Consider the following 17,747-nt stretch of genomic DNA (forward strand, 5'->3'; position numbering starts at 1 on the left):
GCGAAGCGCCGATTTACGATCCGCGCTAGGCTTGGCGTCATGACCAGCCCCGCCGCCTTCGCCGCCACCGCCGTCCTCCTCGCCGACCCGGCCCGGGCCGCCATGCTGACGGCGCTGCTCTCCGGCGAGGCGCTGACGGCCGGCGAGCTGGCCCGCGTCGCCGGCATCGGGGCGCCTGCGGCGAGCGCGCATCTCGGCCGCCTCGTCGAGGGAGGGTTGATCGCCGTCCATCCGCAAGGGCGGCACCGCTATCACCGCCTGGCCTCGGAGGAGGTGGCGGCGATGCTGGAAACCCTCGGCGGCCTCACCGAAGCCGTCTCTCCTGCGCGACGCTGGCCGCATGGCGAGGCCTTCCGCACCGCCCGCCTCTGCTACGACCACCTGGCCGGGCGCCTCGGCGTCGCCCTGCATGCGGGGCTGACCGGCCGGAGCTGGATCGCCCCCACCGCCGGGGGCTGGGTGGTGACGGCGGCGGGCGAGGTCGGCCTCGCCGCCATGGGCGTCGACCTCGACGCAGCCCGCGCCGCCCGGCGCTTCGCCTGCGACTGCATGGACTGGTCGGAGCGCCGCGCCCATCTCGCCGGCGGCCTCGGCCGGGAGATCGCCGCCTGCTGCCTACGCCGCCACTGGCTCACCCGCATCCCGGCGGAGCGGGAGGGCGACCCGCTCGCCCGCCGCCGCCTGCGCCTGACGCCGGAAGGGGCGCGGCGGCTCGGCGAGGCGCTCGGCATCGCCGCATGAGCCCCGCCGCGCGCCTGCTGCTGGCGCTGACGCTGATGACCAGCGCCAGCCAGTTCCACCGCGCCGCGCTCGGCGTCATCGGGCCGGAGCTGGCGCGCGACCTCGGCGCCGGGCCGGGGCTGCTCGGCGCGGCGAACGGCGCCTTCTTCCTGGCATTGCTGGTGCTGCAGATTCCGGTCGGCCTGGCCCTCGACCGCCTCGGGCCGCGCCTGACCGTCGCCGCGCTCAGCCTGCCGGCGGCGGCGGGAGCACTGGCACAGGGGCTGGCGCCGGATGCAGGCTTCTTTCTCGCCGGACGCTTCCTGCTCGGCCTCGGCTGCGCCGCCTCCTTCATGGCGAGCGTGGTGCTCTGCGCCCGCTGGCATGCCGGCGAGGGGCTGACGACAGCCCTCGCCCGGGTCTTCGCCTTCAGCCAGATCGGCATCCTGCTGGCCGGCGCACCCTTCGCCTGGGCCGCCTCGCTGCTGGGCTGGCGCGGGGCCTATGCGCTCTCGGCCGCGCTCACCCTCGGCCTTGCCGCGCTGTGGTGGGGCTGGGTCCGCGATGATCCGCCGGACCGTCCGGCACCGGCGCAGCCCCACGAGACGCTGGCCGGGGCCCTGCGCGGCCAGCTCACCGTCTGGACCACGCCGGGGCTGCTGCCGGTGCTGGCGATGCATCTGGTCGGCTATGCGGCGATGGCGACGGTGCTGGCGGTCTGGGCCGGGCCCTATCTTTCCGAGGTGCACGGCCTGGCTCCTGGCCCACGCGGCGCGGTGCTCGGGGCGATGGGGTTGGCGCTGGTGCTCGGCCTGCTCTGCGTCGGGCCGCTGGAGCGCCGGCTGAACACGCGGAAATGGCTGGTGGCGGGGATGGCGGGTGGCGCGGTGCTGGTGCTGCTGGCGCTCGCCCTCTGGCCGCAGGCGCCGCTGCCGGTGGCGGCGGGGCTGCTGGTGCTGCTCTGCCTGATGAGTTGCTACCCGGTGGTGGTGGTGGCGCAGGGGCGGTCGCTCTTCCCCGACCATCTGGTCGGGCGCGGGGCGACGACGGTGAACCTGGCGCAGACGCTGGGCAGCGCCGCGCTGCCGGCGATGACCGGCTGGGCCGTGGCGGCCGCCCCGGCCGGCACGGCCTGGCCCGTGGCTTTCGCTACCCTGGCGGGCGCGCTGGCCCTGGGCCTCGCCGGCTACCTGACCGGCGCCGATTCACCACCTCGGCGCTGATCCCTAAAGGCCCCCGGCCCTTTGGTGGCAGGAGATCGAGGGGGGTCTGCCCCCCTCGATCCTGGCTTATCGCCGCCACCAGCCGCGCCGCTTCGGCGCCGCCTCATCCAGCGCATCGACGCTGACCGGCTGGATGGCGGGGCCTTGCACCACCTCGGGTTCCGGCTCCGACACCGGGGCGGGCTCGGCTGCGACGGGTTCCGGCGCCGGCTCGGGAGCAGGCTCAGGGGCTGCGGCGACCGGAGCGTCGGCGACAGGCGCTTCCATGACAGGCGCTTCCACAACCGGAGCGGCTTCCGCCTCCGGCTCCGGCGGCGGAGGCGCAACTTCGGCGGCCGGCTCGCTGGCGACGGGCGCCTCGGGTATGGGCTCGGCCACCGGCTCGGGCGCCGGCGGCGGCGCGGCGCGGGCCGAGCGGCGGGCCGCGGCGGCGGCTTCGGCCGCAGCCTCGGCGGCTTCCATCGCGGCCATGATGTCGTCCACATGGCCGGCGAAGGGGTCGGCCGGGGTCGGGCCGGTGTAGCGCGGCTTCGGGGCCGGCTCGGCCTCCTGCGGGGCAGCCTCCTCGCCCTCGCGCGGGGTGCCGGCACGCGGGCCACGGCGGCCGCGACGGCGGCGGCGGGGCCCATCGCGGCCGGCCTCGCCCTCGCCCTCGGCATCGGGCTGGCCTGCCGTTTCGGCAGGCTCCTCCGTGACGGCGACAGCCTCGGCGACGGCGATGGCCTCGGGCAGAGCCTCGGCGGCGGCGGGCGCCTCGGCCTGCTCCTCCTCGCCCTCGCCTTCCTCCTCGCTGTCGCCCTCGGCCTGGCCGTTCGCCTGGGCGCCTTCGCCCCGCTGGCCATTGCCGCGACGGCGACGGCGGCGGCGGCGGCGCTCGCCCTGGCGCTCGGCCTCGGCGCGTTCGGCCTCGCTGGCCTCGGCCGGCGCGGCGGCCTCGACGGCTTCCTCGGCCTCGGCCTCGGCTTCGGCTTCCGCCTCGGGCTCCGGCTCGGGTTCCGGGGCGTAGTCCATGCGGAGCGCGCTGGGCGCCTCGGGGATGCGGCCTGGCTCGGCGGCGCGCAGCCGCTCCAGCCGGAAGGCGGGCGGCATCAGCGTGTCGTCCGGCTCGAAGACAACGGACATGCCGAAGCGCGCCTCGATCGCCTGCAACCGCTCGCGCTTCCGGTTCAGCAGGTAGAAGGCGACCTGCGAGGCGACATGGACGCAGATCTCGGCGGAGCGGCGGCGCGCCGCCTCTTCCTCGATGCCGCGCAGCACCTGCAAGGCGCTGCTCTCGAGGCTGCGGACCTGGCCGCGGCCCTGGCAATGCGGACAGGTGACGAAGGTGGTCTCGGTCAGCGAGGGGCGGAGCCGCTGGCGCGACATCTCCAGCAGGCCAAAATGGCTGATGCGCCCGACCTGGATGCGGGCGCGGTCATGCTTCAGCGCCTCCTTCACCCGGCGCTCGACCATGGCGTCGTGCTTGGCCGACTCCATGTCGATGAAGTCGATGACGATGAGCCCGGCGAGATCCCGCAGGCGGAGCTGCCGCGCGATCTCGTCCGCCGCCTCGAGGTTGGTGCGGAGCGCCGTGTCCTCGATGTGCCGCTCGCGCGTCGAGCGGCCGGAGTTCACGTCGATGGCGACCAGCGCCTCGGTCTGGTTGATGACCAGGTAGCCGCCGGAGCGGAGCTGGACCATCGGCGAGTGCATCGCATCGAGCTGCGCCTCGACCTGATGGCGGGCGAAGAGGCCGCCGTCGCGGAAGAGCTGGATCTTGCGGGCATGCTGCGGCATCAGCATGCGCATGAACTCGCGCGCCTCCTGGAAGGCGTCCTCGCCGTCGACGAGGATTTCCTCCACGTCGCGAGCATAGACGTCGCGGATCGAGCGCTTGATGAGGTCCGCTTCCTCGTAGATCAGTGCGGGCGCCGTGGACGCCATGGTGCGGTCGCGGATGTTGTCCCAGAGCCGCAGCAGGTACTCGCAGTCGCGCCGGATCTCGGGCTTCGGCCGCTGCGCGCCGGCGGTGCGGACGATGAGGCTCATGCCCCCCGGCAGGCCGAGCTCGTCGATCACCTCGCGGAGGCGCTTGCGGTCGGTGACGGAGGTGATCTTGCGGGAGACGCCGCCGCCGCGGGGCGAGTTCGGCATCAGCACGGAGAAGCGGCCGGCGAGCGAGATGTAGGTGGTGAGCGCCGCGCCCTTCGTGCCGCGCTCCTCCTTCACCACCTGAACCAGCATGATCTGCCGGCGGCGGATGACCTCCTGGATCTTGTAGTGGCGGAGGAAGCGAGGCGGGATGCGCCGCTCGCGGGAAACCTCCTCGGGGCCTTCGCCGCCGATGGTCTCGGGGGCGGGGCCGTCCTCGTCTTCCTCGCCGTCTTCATCGGCGGCAGTGGCCTGGTGGTCATGGCCGTTGGGGAGGACGCCGTTGGCGACCGGAAGCTCGGGCTGGTCGCCCTCACCCGGGGCGGGCGCGGCCTCGAAGCGGGCTTCGGCGGCGATCTCGATGGGGCTGCCGGAAGCAGGCTCGGCGGCCGGCTCCGCTGCGGCGGGCGCATCCGCCTCGGGGAAGGGCGGCTCCGCCGCAGGCTCGGCGGCCGGTTCCGCCTCAGCCGTGGACGCCTCTGCCGCAGGCTCGGCAACCGGCTCCGCCGCAAGTTCGGCAACCGGCTCCGCCTCGGGGGCGACGGCCTCGGCCGGCGGGGCCTCGGGGGCCGCTTCGGGCTCGACGGCGGCGGCTTCCAGGGCATCGGCGAGGGCGGCTTCGCGCTCCTCCGATTCCTCCTCCTCGCGCGCCTCGGCGGCCTGCATCTCGATCAGCCGCTGCCGGTCGGCGACGGGGATCTGGTAGTAGTCGGGGTGGATCTCGCTGAAGGCGAGGAAGCCGTGGCGGTTGCCGCCATATTCCACGAAGGCGGCCTGGAGGCTGGGTTCCACCCGGACCACCTTGGCCAGGTAGATATTGCCCTTGAGGGGCAGGCGGCTCGCGGCCTCGAGGTCGAATTCCTCGAGCCGGGTGCCGTCCAGCACCACCACGCGGGTTTCTTCCGCGTGGGATGCGTCGATCAGCATGCGCTTTGTCATCGAAGCGGTGGCTCCGCGCCGCGCGGCACGATGGTGCGGCGCGGCGGATCGGGGTGGCGTGACCCGAAAGCGAGGGATGGCGCGACGCGGCCCGCTGTCGCGGAGCGGGGGGCCACACGTTGGTGGCCCTCCTCTCCGGTCCACCGGGCTTCGATCCTAGTGACCTGCATCCTCCCGCTGATCGCCGCCTGTGGCGGCCAATCGCGGGGGCAGGGCACGCGCGTCATGCGCCCATCCATCCTCCTCCGGCGGGGGCCGGGGCCCGGGCTGCCGCCGCGCCGGGTGCGGCGCAAGGCATCGGCCCGGGGCGGCACCCCAGGGTTCGCGCCCCCGGTGCCAGACCCGCGGGGCGGGGCTGGGGCGACGTCGGCCACGCTTGCACCAGGGACGTCCCGAAGGGTTGGGATGGGGCGTCAAGGGTCCGCACGCGACACGTCCCGCATGGCGACGAAGGCGGCGTCCCGGGCAGCCCCACCGACGCCATGCCCCAGGGCGGACCCAGGGGCCTGTCGGGGGACCGTGGCGGGTGGCGGCCCGGCGAAACGCGAGGGCGGCTGCTGCCCCCCATGCCGGACTGCCGCGAACCGCACCGCCGACCCTGCGGACCGATCCGGTCCATGGCCTGCAGGCGCAGAAGCGCCGTCATCCTCCGCCGGCAGCGGGCGCCGCCGGGGCAAGGCACCATAAGGGAGGGGTTTGGCTTCCACAAGGCTGACGCGGCCGTCATCTGAACCACCGTGGGTAGCATCGCCCGTATTCTGGTCATAACGACGCCACACAAGCGGGCAATGCCCGGCGATGCGGCTTCACCCGGTATCGGCCAGGGGCTAGATTGCCGCCGCAACGCTGGGGGGCGTGGCATCGATGACCGAGGGGTATGGCCGGTTTCGGCTGGGGCGGCGCGGGCTGATCGCCGGCGCCGCAGGACTGATTCTACCCGGCCTCGCCGAGGCGGCGGCGCCGCAGGCGCGGCTCAGCGCGGCGCGGGGCGAAACGCGGCTGACCTTGCCCATCGGGCCGGGCATCGCCTGGCGCGTCTCCGCCACGCTGCGCCCGGCGCGGCTTGTGATCGAACTGCCGAACCAGCGCTGGCGCGGCCCGGACCGGCTGGCTGGCGCCGGCCTCGTCACCGAGGCGCGGCGCGAAGGCAGCGGCGGCACGCAAACGCTCATCCTGGCGCTGGCCGGGCCGGTGGCGGCGCCGGAGGTGGCGGTGGCGCGCGGTCAGCTCGTCATCCGGCTGCGGCCCGGGCCGGCCGAGGGCTTCTCCCGAATCGCCCATGGCCGGCCGCTCGCCACCGCCGCCCTGCCGCCGCGCGGCACCCTGCCGCTGGTGATGCTCGATGCCGGGCATGGCGGACGCGACCCGGGGACGATCGGCGGCCAGGGCACGCATGAGAAACGCATCACCCTCGCCGCGGCGCTGGAGCTGAAGCGGCAATTGGAAGCCGCCGGCCGCTGCCGGGTGGCGCTGACCCGTGGGCGCGACGTCTTCATCCCGCTCGGCAGCCGGGTGGAGATGGCGCGGCGGCGGGAGGCGGCGCTCTTCCTCTCGCTGCATGCGGACAGCGCGCCGGGGGCGCGGGGGGCGAGCGTCTACACCCTTTCCGAGACCGCGACGGACAGCCTGGCGGCCCGGCTTGCGCAGCGGGAGAACCAAGCGGACCGCAATGGCGGCCTCCGCCTGCCGAGCGTCTCGCCCGAGGTGCAGCGCATCCTGCTCAGCCTGATCCGGCAGGAAACGCGCTCCGGCTCGGAGCGCATGGCGCGGCTGGTGGTGGATTCGCTCGAGGACCGGGTCGCGCTGCTGCCGAACACCCACCGGCGGGCCGGCTTCGTCGTGCTGAAGGCGCCCGATGTGCCCGCGGCGCTGGTGGAGATGGGCTTCCTGTCCAACCCGCAAGACGAGGCGGCGCTGAACCGGGCGAGCCACCGGGCCCAGGTCGCCACGGCGCTGGCGGAGGCGATCCACGGCTTCCTCGGCACCTCCGGCGCGCTGGTGGCGGCCGGCTGAGGCAGGCCGCACTTCTGCGTGGTGCCGGCGGGCCGGGGGCCTATATCTCGCCTGGTTGCGTGGCCGCCCGCTCCGCGACGCTGTATTGGGACCGCCATGTCGCCGCCTGATTACCGCCCCGAGCCCACCCTCGACGTCGCGCCGCCGCCCCCACCGCCACGCGACCCGCCGCCCCGGGAGAAGAAGCGCCGGCGGCGGACGCCCTTTCGTGGCGTCTTCGGCGGGTTGCTGATGCTGCTGGCCGTCGGCGGGGCAGGCGGCGCGGTGGCCGGCTACGGGCTCTACCGCCAAGTGGCGGCGGACCTGCCCGACTACCGCTGGCTGGCCGATTACCAGCCGCCGCAGATGTCGCGCATCTATGCCGCCGACAGCCGGCTGCTGGCGGAGCTGGCCACCGAGCGGCGCGTCTTCGTGCCGATCGAGGCGATTCCAAAGCACTTGCAGGCGGCCTTCGTCAGCGCCGAGGACCAGCGCTTCTGGGAGCACCACGGCGTCGACCCGATCGGCATCCTGCGCTCGGTGCTGACGGCCGTCGAGAATTACGGCAGCGGGCGGCGGCTCGGCGGCGCCTCGACCATCACCCAGCAGGTGGCGAAGAACATGCTGGTCGGCGCCGACCGGACGCTGACCCGCAAGCTGCGCGAGGCGATCCTCGCCATCCGCATCGAGGAGACGCTGCCGAAGGACCGCATCCTCGAGCTGTACCTCAACGAGATCTTCCTCGGCTACCAGGCCTACGGCGTGGCAGCCGCGGCGCAGGCCTATTTCAACAAGGGGCTCGACGAGCTGACCTTGGGCGAGAGCGCCTTCCTCGCCGTGCTGCCGAAGGGGCCGAACAACTACAACCCCATGCGCTTCCCCGAGGCGGCCCGCGCACGGCGTGACTGGGTGCTCGACCGCATGGTGGAAGACCGCGCCGTCACCCCGGCCGAGGCGGCGGCGGCGAAGGCCGAGCCCATCGTCCCCCGTCCGGTGCGGCGGCCGGAGGTGCTGCCGGTCGGCCAGTACTTCACCGAGGATGTGCGGCGGGAGCTCTCGACGCGCTTCGGGCCGGAGCAGACGACGGCGGGCGGCCTCGTCGTCCGCACCAGCCTCGACCCGGCCCTGCAGGCGGCAACCGAGGGCGCGTTGCGCACCGGGCTGCTCGGCTATGACCGGCGGCGCGGCGGCTTCCGCGGGCCGGTGGCGAAGATCTCCGCCAGCGCGACGGAGTGGCTGCCGGCACTGGAAGCTGCCCAGCGGCCGGGCGGCACGCCGCCCGAGTGGAAGCTCGCCGTGGCGCTCGAGGTGCGCGACCGCGAGGCGCGGCTCGGCTGGATCGAGCGGCCGGACCCGCGCGGGCCGGCGCAGCCACGCACCGGCGCTATGCCGATCGAGGAGGCGAGCTGGGCGCGGCGGGCACTCGGCGAGGGGCGGCTCGGCCCCGTGCCGCGACGGATGCAGGATGTGCTGGCGCCGGGCGATGTCGTCCTCGTCGAGGTGCAGCCGGGGCAGCCGGGACAGCCGGCGCAGGGCCGCGCGCCGGCGCGGCCGGAGCGGCTGGCGCTGCGGCAGATCCCGCAGGTGGAAGGCGCCATCGTCGCACTCGACCCCAGCACCGGGCGCGTGCTCGCCATGGCCGGCGGCTGGTCCTTCGAGAAGAGCCAGTTCAACCGCGCGACCCAGGCGCAGCGGCAGCCCGGCTCCTCCTTCAAGCCCTTCGTCTACCTGCCGGCGCTGGAAGCGGGGATTCCGCCGACGCAGCGCTTCCTCGACGCGCCGATCGAGATCAACACGCCACAGGGCATCTGGCGGCCGGGCAATTACGGCGACGGCGTCACCAACAGCTATGTCTCCATCCGCACCGCGCTCGAGAAGTCGCTGAACCTCGTCACCATCCGCGTGGCGCAGGAGGTCGGCATGGACAAGGTGGCGGAAACGGCGGCGCGCTTCGGTGTCATCCCCAACATGCCGCGCTACCTCGCCATGTCGCTCGGCTCGGGCGAATCGACGGTGCTGCGGATGGCGGCGGGCTATGCCGCCTTCGCCAATGGCGGGCGCGAGGTGACGCCGACGCTGATCGACAGCGTGCAGGACCAGCGCGGCCGGGTGATCTGGCGCAGCGACACGCGCGCCTGCGAGTCCTGCGCGGCAACGGGCCCGCAGGCCGGGCCGCCGGAGCTGGTGGACAACCGCCGGCAGATCACCGACCCGATCGCAGCCTACCAGATGGTCAACCTGCTGACCGGCGTGGTGCAGCGGGGCACCGGCACCGCTGCGGGCAAGGGCCTCAACCGGCCGATCGCAGGCAAGACCGGCACGACCAACGACTATGTCGACAACTGGTTCGTCGGCTTCACGCCGGACATCGTCGTCGCCGTGTGGCTTGGCTTCGACGAGCCGCGCAGCCTCGGCAACGGCGAGACGGGCGGCGGCAATGCGGCGCCGGTCTTCCATGACGTGCTGGAGGCGGCGTTGCGCGGCAGCCCGGCCGTGCCCTTCCGCGCGCCGCCGGGCGTGGCGCTGGTGCGGATGCAGGCCAACAACGGCCAGACCATCATGGAAGCCTTCCGGCCGGGCACGGAGAATGCGGCCCGGCCGCCGGAGGAGGATCCGGCACGGGGAACGGCCGTGGGGCTGGACCGGGGGTTGGGCGGGCTCTACTAGCCCGCCTCAATTGCTCAAGCGCGGCGCAGGCAAGTGGTTGATCCGCTTGAGGATTGCGGCGCGTCCTGAAGGTTTGAAGGATTTAGGCGGCTGCCACGCGCCGGGCCTCAGGCCAGAAGATAGCCGCCCTGGCCGAAATCGTTCCAGCCGCCGTCAACGAGGACGTAGTCCACCTCCGTCCCCAGGCCGGACAGCGTGCCGGGCAGGCCCTGGCTGTAATAGTAGGGTTGGTACACCCCGCCGGTGATCGGGTCGAAGTAGCTGGACACCCAGGTCACTCCCTCCGGCTGGCCGGTTTCCGCGCCGTAGTCGAAGACGTCGGTGATGGTGTAGGTCCCGTATTCCGGCCCATAGGGCGAGGAGAATATCTGGCCCAGTTCGGCATAGGGCTCGTCGGCAACCGTCACCCCGGTCCACTGGTCTCCGGCCGGCGATGCAAAGGTCCAGTAAAAGGCAGAATCCGGTATTCCATTCGGCATGATTTTCTCCCTGGCCCCCTCTTATCGAATGAGGCGCAGCGGAGTTTCTGGCCTCGACCAGGCCGTGGGCCGTGCGGAAGGCTGGTATTGCTTCGGCAATGCTTGCCTTGGTGATGCGAAGAGTTCCCGGAAGCGGCTGCGGCGATGGACCGATCATGCGCTATCTAGGATCAAATACCTATAGCATTCCATCCTCGCCCTGGCAACACCTCAGGAGCGCCGGGAGCCGTCCACCCTCGCCTCAGCCCCGGGCAAAGGGTGGCGGTGGGGCGCCCGGCGCCAGGTCGGCGATGACGGTGCGGAAGACGGCGCGGTAGTCGGTGGCGACGCGCAGGTCGACGCCCTCGTCCAGCGCCTCCGGGGCGAGGCCGGGCCAGTCGCCGAAGCGGTGGCCGAGGCCGAAGCCCCGGCCGAAGGCAAGGATCACTCCCGCCCGGCCGTGATCCGTGCCGCTGCTGCGGTTGGAGCGGAGGCGGCGGCCGAATTCGCTCGCCACCAGCACGGTCCAGCGCCGCGGCAGGCCGGCCATGTCGGCATCGAAGGCGCCCAAGCCCCGGGCGAGCACGCGCATGCGGTCGGCGAAGCGGCCCGGCTGGGCCTCATGCGTGTCCCAGCCGCCAAGATCGACCGTCGCGGCGATGAGGGCGGGGTTCAGCTTCGCGGTCTGGGCAACGACGGCCAGCGCCCGGCCGAATTCACGGCCCGGCCCGTAATCCACGCCGGCGACGGGGGCGTAGGCGAGCAGCTTGCCCTCGGCATCGCGCGGCAGCAGTTGGTCGATGCTGCGGAGGCCGGCCAGCGCGTCCTGCCCGGCCGCCGCGGCGGCGCCGTGGCCGTGGCGGTAGAGCGCCTCCAGCATGGCGTCGCCGAAGGCCCCGCCAGGCGATGACAGGCCATCGCCGAGCCCGGCGATGGCGAGGCTGTGCTGCCCGCCCATCAGTTCCGGCGCCAGCCCGCCCTGGGCGGAGAGGGCGGTGACCGCCGCACCGGCAGGGGCGGCGCCGGCGGCCCAGGCGGCGAGCCAGCCGGTGCCGCCGCCCCGCTCGGCGCGGAGGCCCTGGCCGAGGCCCATCATCGCCTGGGCCTCGAAATGGCTGCGGGTCGCCTGCGGCACGCCGGCGGCGGGCCAGATCGCCATGCGGCGGTCCTGCCAGATCTCGGCCAGGGGCGCGGCCTCGCGGTGCAGGCGGAAATCCACGCTGGGGGACGCGTCGAGGCGGAGGCCGGCCTGCGGGCCGGCGGTCGGGTTGCGCAGGCTCTCCGCGCGCTGGTCCACGAAATCGGCGTCGTCCGCGGGCGAAAGGGCGTGCAGCCCGTCCATCCCACCGCGCAGGTTGACGAGGACGAGCAGCGGGGCGCCCTGCTGCTCGGCGAAGGCGAGGCTGCGGAGGCCGGGCAGTGCGGCAGCGCCGAGGCCGGCGCGGAGCAGGTGGCGGCGGCCGAGCAGGATGGGCATGGCCTTCTCCTTCAGGCGGTCTGGAAGGCGGGGGCGCTGAGCACCCAGCCGGCCAGCTCGGCGACCTCGTTCGGCGCCGGGCGGGGGCTGCGGCCGGCGGCGGCCCAGACGCCGGCGACGGTCTCGGCCACTGGCGCGCCGGCAGGGCCGAGCGACAGCGTGGCGAGGCGATGGGAGACGGTATCGACCGGAGCCCTGGCGAGGTCTGCGTAATGCGGCGAGAGGCCGGTGCCGCTGCCGTTGCGGGCGAGGTTGAGCAGCATGCCCCAGCGCGCCCGGAACGCAGTCGCGCCCAGATAGGGTGCCGCATCCAGCGGCTGCCCATCTGGCGGCGGCCAGCCGAAAGGAAGCTGCCCGGCCATGGCGAGCTGGCCGATCAGCGCGATATTGGGCGTGAACGGGATGTCGAGCGCACGAACCGCCGCGGCCATGACATCGACCGGGCGGCGGGTGCGGTCGAGCGCCGGGTCCAGGACCTCGGGGCCGGTCAGCAGAGCCCGCACCGTCCGGGCGATCTGGTCGTCGCGGCCGAGGCTGCGCGTCCAGGCGGCTTCGGCACGGGCGATGGCGGCGGCGGGGGGCGGGTCGCCGAGCAGGAAGCGGCTGAGCTTGGTGCAGAGGAAGCGCGCCGTCGCCGGATGGGCGGCGAGCGCGTCCAACACCGCCCGGCCATGCGCCATGGCGGGGGCGAAGGGGTCGAGATCCTGGCCGAGGAAATGCTTCTGGTAGGGGTCGTGCCACTGGGCGACATAGGCGAATTCGCCGGTGCGCGGCAGGGCGCGGGCGCCGTCGAAGGCCTGGCCCGAGGCGACGCTCCAGCCGGTCAGCGCCCGGGCGGCCTCCCAGACATCGGCATCGACATAGAAGGCGGGGCGGCCATCGGGGAGGCGCGGCACGTCCCGCCCGCTGCGGGCGCTGCCGCGGTAGGCGGCGCGGCCGAGCGTGTGCAGCTCCAGCAGCTCGCGCGCGTAGTTCTCGTTGGGGGCGCCGGCGCGGGAGCTCTGGTTGTTGAGGTAGACGAGCATCGCCGGGCTGGTGGCCATCGCCTCCAGCAGGGCGCGGAAGGAGCCGAGGGCGTGCTCGCGGATGCGCCGGTCGTGGTCGGGCAGCGAGGCGGCGACGCGGCCATCGGCCTGGAAGGCGACGTTGAAATGGTCGTGCCAGAACTCGGCAAGGCGCTCGCGGAGCTGGGCCTCCGCGGCGGTCCTGCGGAGCAGGGTGACGAGGGTGAGCTCGAGGCGCGGGCGGTCGCGCTCGGCGCCGGGGATGCGGACCTCGCGGCGGAACTCGCCGAGGCGCCAGCGCTCCGCCTGGGACTGGCGCAGGGTCACCGGCGGGCGGCGCTCATCGAGGATCTGCTCGCCGGGGCCGGCGGCGTAGCGGATGGGGATCAGCAACCCGTCGATCCGCGCCTCCACCGCCGGCTCCTCGGCCGGCAGGGCGAGCTGGCGGTCGAGCCAGGCGGCGAGGCCGGTGCGGGCCAGCGCCTCCGCCTCGCCTGGCCGGGCGCCATAGGCGGCGCGTGCCAGGATGCGGTGGGCGGTGGCGAGGTCGATCGGCGCGGCGGTCATGGCCGGGCGGGCCCTCCCTGCGCGGCCCGCGAGGGGGGCCGTGTCCATCCCATGGATGCTACACCCAGGGTAGGTCCAAGGTCGAATGAACTTCCCTTCCATGCGGCATTCATCTGCATCCCCTGGACAGGGGGCGCGGCTTGGCCTATCGCCCGGCCATGCGCGCTGATGCAGAATCCCTGAACGAGCAGATCACCGCTTCGGTGTCCCTGCTGAGGAGGCATCTTTGACTGGGATGCCGCCCTTCGCCGCCTCGATGAGCTGAACGCCCGGGCGGAAGATCCGAGCCTCTGGAACGATGCCGAGGCCGCCAACAAGCTGATGCGGGAACGCTCGCGCCTCGCCGACCAGACCGAGGGCGTGCGGCGGATGGAGCAGGCCGTCGCCGATGCTTTGGAATTGATCGAGCTGGCCGAGGCGGAGGGCGATGCCGCGACGGCCGATGCCGCGGTCGCCGATCTCCAGGCGCTGGCCGCCGAGGCCAAGCGGCGCGAGATCGAAGGCCTGCTCTCCGGCGAGGCCGACCAGAACGACGCCTATCTCGAGGTGAATGCCGGCGTCGGCGGCACCGAGGCGCAGGACTGGGCCGAGATGCTGCTGCGCATGTACCAGCGCTGGGCCGAGCAGCATGGCTACAAGGTGGCGCTGACCGAACAGTCGGACGGCGAGGAGGCGGGCATCAAGTCCGCGACGCTGCAGGTGACCGGGCCGTCGGCCTATGGCTGGCTGAAGACGGAGACGGGGGTGCATCGCCTCGTCCGCATCAGCCCCTTCGGCGGCAACGACAAGCGGCAGACGAGCTTCGCCAGCGTCTATGTCTACCCGGTGGTGGACGACAAGATCGAGATCGAGATCAATCCGGCCGACATCAAGACCGACACCTTCCGCGCCTCGGGCGCCGGCGGGCAGCACGTCAACAAGACCGAATCCGGGGTGCGCTTCACCCATATCCCGACGGGCATCGTCGCGGCCTCGACCCAGGACCGCAGCCAGCACAAGAACCGCGCCATCGCCATGAACATGCTGAAGGCGCGGCTGTACGAGCTGGAGCTGTCGAAGCGCGAGGCGGTGGCGGCGGGCATCGAGGCGGGGAAGACCGACATCGGCTGGGGCCACCAGATCCGCAACTACGTGCTGCAGCCCTATCAGCTGGTGAAGGACCTGCGCACCAACGTCGAGAAGGGCAACCCGGCCGCCGTGCTGGACGGCGACCTCGACGAGTTCATGGCGGCGGCGCTGGCGGCGCGCGTGGGCGCGACACGGTCGGAGGCGTCGGCGGCGGCAAGGTAGGGTTGAGGAGGGCGCTGCCCTCCCCGAGCTCCTCCCGCCATGGGCCGAAGGGTCTCTGGACCCTTCGAGTTAGATCGGGACCAAGCGGGTCAAGCGGTTGGGGTTCTGCTCGCTCTGGTAGATCACGCCGCTGCGGGGTTCCCACCACATGCCATGCGCCCCGTTCAGCACGGGGCGGCAACGGCCGATCAACCTTCCCTCGCGGTTGAACTGGCTGAGGCGGGGGGTCTGGTCCGTCACGTAGAAGCTGCCATCCGGGCCGCCATGCACGTCCATCGGCTTGTGCAGGTCGCGCACGTCGAGCAGATGCACGCCCTCGGGGGTGAAGACCTGGACGCGGTTGTTCTCCCGGTCCGCCACCAGCACCCGGCCATCCCCCAGTACCCAGACGGAATGTGGCGTGGTGAACTCGCCACCGCGCTGGCCGGGCCGGCCCCAGGCGCCGAGCGGGGTGCCGTCCGCGGCAAAGCGATGGACGAGCGAATTCCCGTAGCCATCGGCGACATAGCTGCTGCCGTCGCGGGCGAAGGCGATGTCGCAGGGGGCGTTGAAAGGCTCGCCCGGTGCGTGGCGCTTGCCGAGGGCACCGAGCCGACGGCCCTCGGCCGAGAAGATGATGACCTCATGCGCGTCGCGGTCGACGACGAAGACGCGGCCATCGGGGTGGACGGAAACCATGTGCCCGTCCGCCACCTCGCCGGCGCCCCAGGCGCCGATGCGCCGGCCCTCCGGTGAGAGGACGATGATCGCCGGCGCCGCCGGGTCCACATAGGGGTCCGTGCGGTATTGGACGAGGACGTTGCCGGCGGCGTCGCAGGCGACGTCGCTGATGCGGCCGGGGCCCTCCGGCAGGTCGCCCCAGGGGCGCTCGATGCGGTAGCGCCGCTCGCCAAGGGCGACGATGAGCGGCGTCATTCGTTCAGGCCCCGGCCGGGATAGGGGTGGGTGGCGGCCCAGTGGCGGGCGATGTCGAGGCGGCGGGTGATCCAGACATCCTTCTGCTGCAGCATGTGGTCGAGCACGCGCTGCAGGCCCATGGCGCGGGCGGGGTGGCCGATCAGGCGCTGGTGCAGGCCGACGGACATCATCTTCGGCCGGCCGGCGCGGCCTTCGGCGAGCAGCATGTCGAAGGCGTCGCGGATATAGGAGAACCACTGGTCGCTGGTGCCCATCCAGCCGGAATACTTGCCGTCGTTGTTGGTCAGCGAATAGGGCACGACGAGCTGCGGCTTGCCCTCGACGGTCAGCCAGAAGGGCAGCTCCTCGCCATAGTAGTCGCTGTCGTAGAGGAAGCCGCCATGCTCGACGACGAGGCGGCGGGTGTTCTCGCTCGGTCCGTAGCGGCAGTACCAGCCGGCGGGCTTCTCGCCCGTGGTGCGCTCGATGCTGGCGACGGCGCGGGCGATGTGGTCGCGCTCCTCCGCTTCCGACAGCTCGAAATGCTTCACCCAGCGCCAGCCATGGCTGCAGACGTCGTAGCCGGCGGCGCGGATGGCGGCGCAGGCCTCGGGATTCTGCTCGAGCGCCAGGCCGCAGCCGAAGATGGTCAGCGGCAGGCCGCGCTCCTGGAACAGCCGCGTCAGCCGCCAGAAGCCGACGCGGCTGCCATATTCGAACATGCCCTCGGCGGCGAGGTCGCGGCCCTTGGTCACCTGGCGCGCGGCGCCGGCCTCGGTCAGGCCCGTCTCGGTGTAGCCGTCCCCCAGGGCGATGGAGGGCTCGGAGCCTTCCTCGTAATTGATGACGAAGTTGACGGCGAGCTTGGTGCCGCCCGGCCATTGCGGGTCGGGCGGGTTGGCACCGTAGCCGGTGAAGTCGCGCCGGACCTCGTAGGCCATCAGGGCAGCTCCACGGTGAATTCGGGAACCTCGACGAATTCCTCGTCGCCCTTGGAGCCGTCGCGCCACATGGTGATGACGAAGCGGGCCGGCGCGTCGAGCACGGTGAAGGGGTGGTGCCAGACATTGGCGCCGAAGGTAACGCCCTGCATCGGCCCGGCGAGAAAGGCGCGGGCGCGGGCCATGTCGGGGCCGCCGGACTTGTCGTGCGGGGCGACGATGACGAGCCAGCGCCCGGCCTGCTGCGGGATGAAGCTCTGCGAGGAGTACTCGTGCCGCTCCATCTTCGTGGAGCGCAGCGGCATCGTGGCGGGCTTGTCCTTCACCGTCAGCGACAGGCTCGGCCGGGCATGCGGGCGGAGATTGGCCAGCGCATCCTCGAAATAGGTGCGGCCCGCGATGCTCGGGCATTCGATCACCTCGCCGAAGGCCAGGAAGGCGGCGGAGGTCAGGGGTTCGGCCCGCAGGATCATCAATCGGCACCTGTGCTTGGTCGCGCTCAGCATGTCCGCACGGAGCGTGGAACGGAAGGGGGTTCCAGCGCTTGCGCCCGGGCGCCGGCATGCCATGCTCCGCCGCAATGCCGCGCGACGCCCCTGCCCCGCCCTTCCGCCACCAGCGGGCCGATGGCGCCTTCGAGCTGGGCTTCGCGCCCTCGCCGCGGGGGACGGTGCTGCGGCACCTCTTCCAGCAGGCGCCGCTGCGGGTACTCTTCCCCGACCCGGAGCCGGGCGAGCCGCCGACGGCCGCGCTGCTGAACTGCGCCGGCGGGCTGGCGGGGGGCGACGCGCTGCGGCAGTCGGTGCGGCTGGAGCCGGGGGCGCGGGCGACGCTCTGCACCGCGGCGGCGGAGAAGATCTACCGCAGCCTCGGGCCGGAGGCGCGGATCGGGACGCATCTCTCGCTCGGCGCGGAGGCAGTGCTGGAATGGCTGCCGCAGGAGACCATCCTCTTCGACGGGGCGAGGATGGCGCGGCGGATGGAGGTGGAGCTGGCCGAGGGCGCGCGGCTGCTGGCGGTGGAGATGCTGGTTTTCGGCCGCGCGGCGGCGGGAGAGCGGATGCGGACCGGCTCCGTCCTCGATTCCTGGCGGCTGCGCGGGCCAGGGGGGCTGCTCTGGGCCGATGCGCTCGCCTTCGACGACCCGGCATCGGCCCTTGATGCGCCCTTCGGCTTCGGCGGGGCGGGGGCGACGGCGATGCTGTTGCTGGCGGCGCCCGAGGCGGAGGCGATGCGCGACCGGCTGCGCGAGGCGGACGCGGCCGCCACCCTGCCGCGGCCCGGCCTGCTGCTGGCGCGCTGGCTTGGTGGCGCGAGCACGGTGCGGCGCGCGGTGGGGGCGGCGATTGCGGCCGTGCGCGGTGCGGCGCTCGGGCGGCCGGCGCGGCTGCCTCGGCTGTGGACGACATAGGGCAAGCGGGGCCATGATCGCCCTGCCACCG

The 17,747-nt window shown here is 73.2% G+C and carries 13 protein-coding genes; 6 read left to right on the top strand and 7 right to left on the bottom strand.

Annotated elements, in window-relative coordinates; all coding sequences use genetic code 11:
- Positions 1-39: 39 nt before the first annotated feature.
- Both LH62_RS07860 and LH62_RS07865 read left to right on the top strand, forming a co-directional pair.
- Positions 40-741 carry a helix-turn-helix transcriptional regulator gene (locus LH62_RS07860; RefSeq protein WP_043360445.1) on the top strand — a complete coding sequence of 234 codons (702 nt, stop codon included), beginning with the start codon at positions 40-42 and terminating at the stop codon, positions 739-741.
- The gene (locus LH62_RS07865) at positions 738-1,943 is read left to right on the top strand and encodes an MFS transporter (RefSeq protein ID WP_043360448.1); all 1,206 of its coding nucleotides are present in this window, start codon (positions 738-740) and stop codon (positions 1,941-1,943) included. The genes LH62_RS07860 and LH62_RS07865 overlap by 4 nt, the downstream gene beginning before the upstream one ends.
- Before the next feature lie 66 nt (positions 1,944-2,009).
- Here LH62_RS07865 and LH62_RS07870 read toward each other — a convergent pair whose 3' ends face one another.
- Entirely contained in the window at positions 2,010-5,012 is a 3,003-nt protein-coding gene (locus LH62_RS07870; RefSeq protein ID WP_043360451.1) for a ribonuclease E/G, read from the bottom strand.
- Positions 5,013-5,876: 864 nt separating this feature from the next.
- Here LH62_RS07870 and LH62_RS07875 point away from each other — a divergent pair.
- Positions 5,877-7,025, top strand: a complete 1,149-nt coding sequence (locus tag LH62_RS07875) for an N-acetylmuramoyl-L-alanine amidase (RefSeq protein ID WP_043360454.1) — start codon at positions 5,877-5,879, stop codon at positions 7,023-7,025.
- Between the two features lie 96 nt (positions 7,026-7,121).
- Positions 7,122-9,671: a penicillin-binding protein 1A gene (locus tag LH62_RS07880; RefSeq protein WP_082012413.1), complete on the top strand. Its 2,550-nt coding sequence runs from the start codon at positions 7,122-7,124 to the stop codon at positions 9,669-9,671.
- A 107-nt stretch (positions 9,672-9,778) separates the two neighbouring features.
- Here the strand turns inward: LH62_RS07880 and LH62_RS07885 are convergent, their stop codons facing one another.
- The 3 genes from LH62_RS07885 to LH62_RS28165 form a co-directional block, all read right to left on the bottom strand.
- Entirely contained in the window at positions 9,779-10,150 is a 372-nt protein-coding gene (locus LH62_RS07885; RefSeq protein ID WP_144404419.1) for a hypothetical protein, read from the bottom strand.
- Positions 10,151-10,391: 241 nt separating this feature from the next.
- Positions 10,392-11,606, bottom strand: a complete 1,215-nt coding sequence (locus LH62_RS07890; protein ID WP_052213924.1) for a DUF1501 domain-containing protein — start codon at positions 11,604-11,606, stop codon at positions 10,392-10,394.
- Between the two features lie 11 nt (positions 11,607-11,617).
- Positions 11,618-13,177: a DUF1800 domain-containing protein gene (locus tag LH62_RS28165; RefSeq protein ID WP_052213925.1), complete on the bottom strand. Its 1,560-nt coding sequence runs from the start codon at positions 13,175-13,177 to the stop codon at positions 11,618-11,620.
- Positions 13,178-13,335: 158 nt separating this feature from the next.
- Between LH62_RS28165 and prfB the strand changes: the two genes are divergently transcribed.
- Positions 13,336-14,467 (top strand): peptide chain release factor 2 gene (gene prfB / locus LH62_RS07900; RefSeq protein ID WP_144404646.1). Its coding sequence is split into 2 segments (ribosomal slippage): positions 13,336-13,404 and positions 13,406-14,467, totalling 1,131 coding nucleotides; the frame shifts between segments, so codons are not numbered across the junction.
- 69 nt (positions 14,468-14,536) lie between these two features.
- Here prfB and LH62_RS07905 read toward each other — a convergent pair.
- The 3 genes from LH62_RS07905 to LH62_RS07915 are packed head-to-tail and all read right to left on the bottom strand — an operon-like array spanning position 14,537 to position 16,778.
- Positions 14,537-15,382, bottom strand: a complete 846-nt coding sequence (locus tag LH62_RS07905) for a peptidase (protein ID WP_043360462.1) — start codon at positions 15,380-15,382, stop codon at positions 14,537-14,539.
- Positions 15,379-16,305: an allantoinase PuuE gene (locus LH62_RS07910; RefSeq protein ID WP_043360465.1), complete on the bottom strand. Its 927-nt coding sequence runs from the start codon at positions 16,303-16,305 to the stop codon at positions 15,379-15,381. Before LH62_RS07910 ends, LH62_RS07905 begins: the two co-directional genes overlap by 4 nt.
- Positions 16,305-16,778, bottom strand: a complete 474-nt coding sequence (locus LH62_RS07915) for an ureidoglycolate lyase (RefSeq protein WP_052213927.1) — start codon at positions 16,776-16,778, stop codon at positions 16,305-16,307. Before LH62_RS07915 ends, LH62_RS07910 begins: the two co-directional genes overlap by 1 nt.
- Before the next feature lie 107 nt (positions 16,779-16,885).
- Between LH62_RS07915 and LH62_RS07920 the strand changes: the two genes are divergently transcribed.
- Positions 16,886-17,716: an urease accessory protein UreD gene (locus LH62_RS07920; RefSeq protein WP_043360467.1), complete on the top strand. Its 831-nt coding sequence runs from the start codon at positions 16,886-16,888 to the stop codon at positions 17,714-17,716.
- Positions 17,717-17,747 lie beyond the last annotated feature (31 nt).

The sequence above is a fragment of the Belnapia sp. F-4-1 genome (assembly GCF_000802185.1).
GTDB lineage: Bacteria > Pseudomonadota > Alphaproteobacteria > Acetobacterales > Acetobacteraceae > Belnapia.